Source organism: Pseudomonas sp. FG98 (assembly GCF_057808595.1).
In genome coordinates this window covers 25,095-32,379 of record NZ_JBMDIJ010000070.1, presented here as the reverse complement: position 1 = coordinate 32,379, position 7,285 = coordinate 25,095, and the positions used below count along the sequence as shown (strand labels likewise).

Below are 7,285 nucleotides of genomic sequence, written 5' to 3'. Positions count from 1 at the left end.
GCCAAAGATGTGTAGATACCCATGCTCATCGCTGGCAAGCCAGCTCCCACAGGGTTCTGCGGTGTATGCGGACCTTGTGGGAGCCGGCGTTGCCGGCGATGAGGCCGGAACAGTCAGCGCTGAACCAGCGCCTGCAACGCCGCCCGTGCCTCGGTTGTGCGCAGCCGCTCGATAAAGAGCAGGCTCTCCCGCTCGATCACCGCTGCCAGTTCTTCGCGATCCCCGGCCTTGAGCAGTTGCTTGCTGATCCGCAACGCCTCCTGCGGCATCCGCTGCAAGCGCCTGGCCAGCGCCTGGGCGGCTTGCAGGCAGGCTTCGCCGTCATCATGCACTTCGCTGGCAAGCCCCCAGTCGACCGCCTGTTCGCCATTCAGCAGCTCGTTGGCCAGCAACAGGCGCGCCGCCCGCTGGTGCCCGAGCAGGCGCGGCAACAGCAGGCTGGAGCCGAACTCCGGACATAGCCCCAACGGCGCGAACGGCATGCGCAACTTCGCGCCCCGGGACACCACCACCTGGTCGCAATGCAGCAGCAGCGTTGTGCCGATACCGATGGCCGGCCCATTGACCGCCGCGATCAGCGGCTTGGCCAGCCCGAGCACCACCCGCATCAGGCGAAAAACCGGGTGCTCGCCATCTTCAGGTGGGTTATCAAGAAAATCATGCAAGTCATTGCCTGCGCTGAAGAAGTTTACGCCACCGGTAATCAGGATCACCTCGATCCGCGGGTCGCTGTCGGCGGCCGTCAGCAACTCGCCAAGCTGGCTATACATGGCGGCATTCAGGGCATTGAGCTTGTCGGGACGGTTGAAGGTCAGGGTCAGCAGGCCCTGGTCGAGGCTTTGCAGAATCAGGTCAGTCATGGCAGCCGCTTTTTGTGATTGTCGGGGGCATTGGCCCGGCGAGGTTTATCACGGGGTTCGCCTTGCTGTACAGTCGTTCAGTCCAACAGAACAACAAAACGAGAGTGTCGATGAACCAGGAAGCCCGCTACCAACGAATGCTCCCCGAGGCACGCAAGGCCAATCTGGTGGAGGCGACCCTGGCCTGCCTCAAGCGCCATGGCTTCCAGGGCGCGTCGATCCGCAAGATTTCCGCCGAGGCGGGGGTCTCGGTGGGACTGATCAGCCATCACTATTCGGGCAAGGACGAACTGGTGGCCGAGGCCTATCTGGCGGTGACCGGGCGGGTCATGGGTCTGCTCCGTGAAGCCATGGACCGGGCGGCGCCAAACGCCCGGGAGCGCCTGTCGGCGTTCTTCCGCGCGTCCTTCTGCGAAGAGCTGCTCGATCCGCAACTGCTCGACGCCTGGCTGGCGTTCTGGGGCGCGGTGAAGACCGCCGAAGCGATCAACCAGGTGCACGACCATTCCTACGGCGAGTACCGCAATACCCTCGGCCGCGCCCTCGGTGAACTGGCCAGGGAGGAGGGCTGGGAGCGCTTCGACGCCGATCTCGCGGCCATCAGCCTGAGCGCCTTGCTCGATGGCTTGTGGCTGGAGTCCGGACTCAACCCCGGGACCTTCACCCCGGAACAGGGCGTGCAGATCTGCGAAGCCTGGGTCGACGGCCTGCAAGCCGGAGGACGGCGACGATTCACCTTGCCGGAAAGCTAGTTGATCGTCTGTTCAACAGCGGGTACGCTGCGTTCGCGTGTGAAAAGTCCTACAGACATAACAAGAGACCAGCGCAATGACGCCTCGGGTACTGATCGTCGACGACGATCCGCTGATTCGCGACCTGCTGCACGCCTACCTGTCCCAGGAAGGCTATGACGTCCACTGTGCCGATACCGCCGAAGGTGCCGAGGCCTTTCTCGCCCGCCAGGCGGTCGACCTGGTGCTGCTGGACATCCGCCTGCCGGGCAAGGATGGCCTGACCCTGACCCGCGAACTGCGGGTGCGCTCCGAGGTCGGGATCATCCTGATCACCGGACGCAATGACGACATCGACCGCATCGTCGGCCTCGAATGCGGCGCCGACGACTATGTGATCAAGCCCCTCAATCCCCGCGAACTGGTCTCCCGCGCCAAGAACCTGGTACGCCGGGTGCGCTGTGCCCAGGCGGTCCAGCCTGCGGCGACCAGCCAGCACACCCTCAAGCAGTTCGCCGACTGGGCCCTGGACAGCGACCGCCGTCGTCTGATCGACCCCCAGGGCGGCGAAACCCTGCTGACCCATGGCGAGTTCCAGTTGCTCAGCGTGTTCCTGCGCAACAGCGGCCACACCCTGACCCGCGACCAGTTGATGGATCAGATCCGCAACCGCGAATGGCTGCCCAACGACCGCTCTATCGACGTTTTGGTCGGTCGCCTGCGACGCAAGCTTCACGACGACCCGGCCGAGCCGCAGCTGATCATCACCATCCATGGCACCGGCTACCTGTTCACCGCCAGCGTGGCGGCCTGAGCGCCATGTGCTGCCGCTGGCTGGCCGTGTTCCTGCTGCTGTGCGGCCCGGCCGTTCAGGCCGCGGAGCCGGTGCGCTATTGCGATTACCCGGTGTACCCGCCGGTGTCCTGGAGCGACGGCCGCCAGGTGCGCGGGGTGGCGCCGACCGTGGTGCGCGAGCTGTTCCGCCGCCTGGGCTACGAGGTGGAGATCGTCGTGCTGGGCAACTGGAAGCGCTGCCTGCTGGATGCCGCCGAGGGACGGGTGGACGTGGTGCTGGCCTATGACAGCGACCAGCGGGATATCGGCATGCGCTTTTCCCGCGCGCCGGTCATGCGCGAGGAGGTGGCGGTGTTCGTCAATCGCCAGCGCCCGCTGCGCTTCGAGCGCCTCGACGACCTGGCCAATTACCGCGGCGGCCTGTTGTTCGGCGAGAGCTACGGCCAGGCCTTCGACCGCTTCGTCGCCCGCCACCAGAACATCGAATGGGTATCATCCAGCCGGCAGAACTTCGGCAAGCTGATTCGCGGGCGGATCGACTTCGTGGTCCAGGAGCGCCGCACCGGCGAGCTGTTTGTCGAGAGCCTGCCGGGGGCCGCGGATATCGTTGCGCTGCCCCAGGCCCTCAGCGTGGATTACCTGCGCGTCGCGGTGTCGCGGCGCTCGCCGTTGAGTGCGCGCATGGCCGATATCGACCGCGAACTCGAAGCCATGGCTGCTGCCGGGGACATCCAGCGCTGGCTGGAGCAGAGCGAAGTGACCTACCGCGACATGATGCGCCTGCCGGGGGACGCGCCATGATCCGCTGGCGTGCTGACGGCCTGCTGCGTCGGCTGCTGCTGTACATCCTGCTGTTCAGCCTGTGCTTCACGGTGCTGGCCAGTTCGTTGCAGTTGTATTTCGAATACCGCCGGGAAATGCGCGATATCGACTCGCGTATGGCACTGATCCGGGTCGGCTACCTGGCCAGCCTGGAGCGCAGCCTGTGGGACCTCGACGAGGCGCAGTTGAACACCCAGTTGCGCGGCCTGGTGGACTTCTCCGACGTGGCCCGGGTGCGTTTGAGCAGCGCCGATTTCAACCTGCTGCGCGGCGACGCCGAGCCCCGGGGGCCGCTGCGTATCGAACGCTTCGCCCTCGACTACCAGCCACCGTCAGGGCCGCTGCGGCACCTGGGCGAGCTGGAAGTCAGCATCGACCTGGGCGCCGTGCATCGCCGGCTGTTCGCTACCGGGCTGACCAGCCTGCTGTGGATGGGGGTGTTTCTCTGCGGGCTGGCCGTGGTGTTGTCGGGGCTGTTCTATCGCTTGGTGACCCGCCACCTGCAGGTCATGGCCGAATTCGCCCGGCGGGTCGGGGCCGGACGCTGGCAGGAGCCGCTGCGCCTTGATCGCCGCTCCAGCAACGACGAAATCGATACCGTGGCCCATGCCCTCGACGACATGCGCCGGGCCATCCTCAGTGATATCGAGCGCCGCGAGCGCGACCGCCTGGACCTGCAGGACAAGCGCGACGAACTCCAGGCCATGGTCGAGCGGCGCACCGCCAGCCTGGCCCGGGCCAAGGACGATGCCGAAGCGGCCAACCTGGCCAAGTCGCGTTTTCTGGCGACCATGAGCCATGAACTGCGCACGCCGCTCAACGGCATCCTCGGCATGGCCGAACTGCTGCGCGGTGCGTTGTCCGAGGGCCGTGACCGGCAGCGTCTGCAGGCCCTGCACAAGGCGGGCGAGGGGCTGCTGGCGATTCTTGACGAGGTGCTCTATTTCGCCCGCCTGGAAGAGGGCGAAAGCCACCCGGAGCAGGTGGACTTCTCCCTGCGCCAGTTGTGCCGGGAAGTGATGACCCTGCTGGAGCCCAAGGCTGCGGCCAATCACGATCAACTGGTGCTGCATCTGGATCCGCGCCTGGCCGAACGCCAGCGCGGCGCCGAACAGTACCTGCGCCAGGTGCTGAGCAACCTGCTGGCCAATGCGATCAAGTTCACCGAAGGCGGCGAGGTGACCCTGGAGTTGCAGGTGCTCGACGATCTGCCCGGCGCACAGCGCCTGCGGGTGACGGTCAGCGACGACGGCATCGGCATCGCCCCCGAGGTGCAGGCACGGATCTTCGAGCGCTTCACCCAGGCCAGCGAGGCGGTGGCGCGGCGCTATGGCGGCACCGGGCTGGGCCTCGCCATCTGCCGGCACCTGGTCCAGCGGCTGGGCGGGCGGATCGGCGTGGACAGCGTCGAGGGGCAGGGTAGTTGCTTCTGGTTCGAACTGGATGTGCTCACGGGCAGCGACGTCGCCAGCGTGGCCGCAGCGTTGCCAATTGAGCGTCTTGAGATCCTGGTGGTGGAGGACATGGCCCTGAACCGCGAGGTCGCCGCCGGGCTGCTGGAGCGCGACGGCCACCGGGTCAGCTTTGCCGAAGAGGCCGGACAGGCCCTGGCGGTCTGCGCGCAGCAGCGATTCGATCTGATCCTGCTGGACGTGCACCTGCCGGGCATGAGCGGGGTCGACCTGTGCCGGCGGATTCGCGCCACGTCGGGGCCGAATCGCGAGGTGCGCATCCTGGCCCTGACCGCCGGGGTGCAGCCGGCGCAGGTGTCGGGCTACCTGGAGGCCGGCATGCAAGGCGTACTGGCCAAGCCGATCCGCCTGGAAGCGCTGCGCAAGGCCCTGACCTGTGCGGCAGAACAGCCGGGGGAGCAGTCGACCGCGCAGATGGACTGGTCGCTGTTGCACACCCATCGCGCCTTGCTGGGCGAGCAAAAGGTCCAGGGCCTGCTCGGCGTGTTGCGTCAGTCGCTGGAGCAGTTCTATCCGGCCCTGAGCGAAGCCCTGCAGGCCGGTGATTGTGCGGAAGTCGCCCATCAGGCCCACCGTCTGGCGGGCAGCAGCGACTCCTTGGGCTTCCGTGGGCTGGCCGCAGTGTTGGGCGAACTGGAAAGCGCTGCCCGCGCCCACGACAGCGAGGCCCTGAGCGCACTGGGCGAGCCCCTGCAGCAGCAACTGGAACAGGCCCGCGCCACCCTGGAACAGCTGATCCAGGGCTGACGTACAAAAAACTTACGACTTTTTACATCTTCGATCCTGGCCGACAACGGCGCCTTACATCCCTTTCCAATAATCGACGGCAACCGTGCAAGGCGCGGTCCGTCAGGCTTATTGGAGATAACAATAATGAAAGGCCGTAAAGCTGATTCGAACGTCCCAGCCACCTCGCCGCGAGGTGGCCGCAATGACTGAAACCACCGAACGCAAGGGCATCCACCTGACCCGCGCGCTGAAGAGCCGGCATATCTTCATGCTGTCCCTCGGCGGGGTGATCGGCACCGGGCTGTTCATGGGCTCGGGGGTGACCATCAACCAGGGCGGACCGATGGGCGCGGTACTGGCCTACCTGGTGGCCGGCCTGCTGATGTACCTGGTGATGGTCTGCCTCGGCGAGCTGTCGGTGCAGATGCCGGTGTCGGGCTCGTTCCAGGCCCACGCCACGCGCTATATCGGACCGGCCACCGGCTTCATGATCGGCTGGGTGTACTGGATGAGCTGGGCCACCACCGTCGGCCTGGAGTTCACCGCCGCCGGCATGCTGATGACCCGCTGGTTCCCCGAGGTGCCGATCTGGTACTGGTCGGCGCTGTTCGTGGTGGTCCTGTTCGGCCTCAACGCCCTGGCCACCCGGGCCTTCGGCGAGGCGGAGTACTGGTTCTCGGGGATCAAGGTGGCGGCCATCCTTGGCTTTATCGTGGTCGGCCTGCTGGTGATGTTCGGCGGTATCCCGCTGTCCAGCGGTGCGCCGGCGCCGGGGCTGGACAACCTGATCGGCGACTCGCTGTTCCCCAATGGCCTGTCGGCGGTGTTCGCGGTGATGATGACCGTGGTCTACGCCTTCCAGGGCTGCGAAATCATGGGGGTGGCGGCCGGTGAGACCGACCAGCCGGAGAAAAGCATTCCCCGCGCCGTGCGCAACGTGGTGTTCCGCGTGTTGATCTTCTACGTGCTGGCGATCCTGGTGCTCTCGGCGATCGTCCCCTGGCAGCAGGCCGGGTTGATGGAAAGCCCGTTCGTGCAGGTGTTCGACATGGTCGGCATTCCCTTCGCCGCCGACCTGATGAACTTCGTGATCCTCACGGCGATTCTCTCGGTGGGTAACTCCGGGCTGTACGCCTCGACGCGGATCCTCTGGGCCATGTCCAAGAGCGGCATGGCGCCGCGCGGGCTGTCGACCCTGAGCAGTCGCGGCGTGCCGCTGCGGGCGCTGTGCATCACCCTGTGCTTTGCGCTGATCTCGCTGATGACCAGTTTCGTTGCCGCCGACACCCTGTTCATGGTGCTGATGGCGGTGAGCGGCATGTCCGGTACCGTCACCTGGATCGTCATCGCCCTGGCCCAGTACCGTTTCCGCAAGGCGTTCCTGCGTGAAGGCGGCAAGCTGGAAGACCTCAAGTACCGCGCGCCGCTGTATCCGTTGGTGCCGCTGCTGTGCATCACCCTGTGCAGTTCGCTGTTCGTGTTCCTGGCGCTGGATGAAACCCAGCGGCCTTCGCTGTACTGGGGCTTCGGCTTTATCGCGGTGTGCTATGCCACCTACTTCCTGGTGAATCGCAAGCGGCAGGGAGCGTTCCTGCCTAGTGCGCCGGGGGTCTGATCTTCATTGCCTTCAATGGCCTCATCGCCGGCAACGCCGGCTCCCACAGGTTCAGCGGCGCACGCGGTTCCTGTGGGAGCCGGCGTTGCCGGCGATGAGGCCATTAAAAGCAACCTCCCTTCCGAGTTGTGCAAAGTTGTAACAGTCACACTTCAGAAATTCCTTTAACTCAAATAAAAACCTAATAAAAACAGATAAATAGGTGACTTATTTCACCTGTTACATCAGTAATTCAGCCCGATTGCCGTCTTGTTGAACGCT

Annotated in this window: 6 protein-coding genes; 5 read left to right on the top strand and 1 reads right to left on the bottom strand. The window is 65.4% G+C overall.

Translation table 11 applies throughout. From position 1 onward, the window contains the following. Positions 1–113: 113 nt before the first annotated feature. Positions 114–860 (bottom strand): enoyl-CoA hydratase-related protein, encoded by a 747-nt coding sequence (locus tag ACODSK_RS26200; protein WP_489020071.1) that lies wholly within the window; start codon positions 858–860, stop codon positions 114–116. Positions 861–970: 110 nt separating this feature from the next. Here ACODSK_RS26200 and ACODSK_RS26195 point away from each other — a divergent pair, with 110 nt between their 5' ends. From ACODSK_RS26195 to ACODSK_RS26175, 5 genes are all read left to right on the top strand, one after another. After that, positions 971–1,612, top strand: a complete 642-nt coding sequence (locus tag ACODSK_RS26195; RefSeq protein WP_489020069.1) for a TetR family transcriptional regulator C-terminal domain-containing protein — start codon at positions 971–973, stop codon at positions 1,610–1,612. 76 nt (positions 1,613–1,688) lie between these two features. Next, on the top strand, positions 1,689–2,405 hold the full coding sequence (locus ACODSK_RS26190; RefSeq protein WP_489020068.1) for a response regulator: 717 nt from the start codon (positions 1,689–1,691) through the stop codon (positions 2,403–2,405). A gap of 5 nt (positions 2,406–2,410) precedes the next feature. Further along, positions 2,411–3,187 (top strand): substrate-binding periplasmic protein, encoded by a 777-nt coding sequence (locus ACODSK_RS26185; RefSeq protein WP_489020067.1) that lies wholly within the window; start codon positions 2,411–2,413, stop codon positions 3,185–3,187. After that, complete coding sequence (locus ACODSK_RS26180; protein WP_489020065.1) at positions 3,184–5,427, top strand: ATP-binding protein; 2,244 nt, start codon at positions 3,184–3,186, stop codon at positions 5,425–5,427. The genes ACODSK_RS26185 and ACODSK_RS26180 overlap by 4 nt, the downstream gene beginning before the upstream one ends. A gap of 184 nt (positions 5,428–5,611) precedes the next feature. Beyond that, positions 5,612–7,024 (top strand): amino acid permease, encoded by a 1,413-nt coding sequence (locus ACODSK_RS26175; protein WP_489020063.1) that lies wholly within the window; start codon positions 5,612–5,614, stop codon positions 7,022–7,024. Positions 7,025–7,285: the final 261 nt, after the last annotated feature.

Coding starts and splice junctions, on each gene's coding strand:
- ACODSK_RS26200 (WP_489020071.1), bottom strand. CDS start 860: ATGACTGACCTGATTCTGCAAAGCCTCGACCAGGGCCTGCTGACCCTG.
- ACODSK_RS26195 (WP_489020069.1), top strand. CDS start 971: ATGAACCAGGAAGCCCGCTACCAACGAATGCTCCCCGAGGCACGCAAG.
- ACODSK_RS26190 (WP_489020068.1), top strand. CDS start 1,689: ATGACGCCTCGGGTACTGATCGTCGACGACGATCCGCTGATTCGCGAC.
- ACODSK_RS26185 (WP_489020067.1), top strand. CDS start 2,411: ATGTGCTGCCGCTGGCTGGCCGTGTTCCTGCTGCTGTGCGGCCCGGCC.
- ACODSK_RS26180 (WP_489020065.1), top strand. CDS start 3,184: ATGATCCGCTGGCGTGCTGACGGCCTGCTGCGTCGGCTGCTGCTGTAC.
- ACODSK_RS26175 (WP_489020063.1), top strand. CDS start 5,612: ATGACTGAAACCACCGAACGCAAGGGCATCCACCTGACCCGCGCGCTG.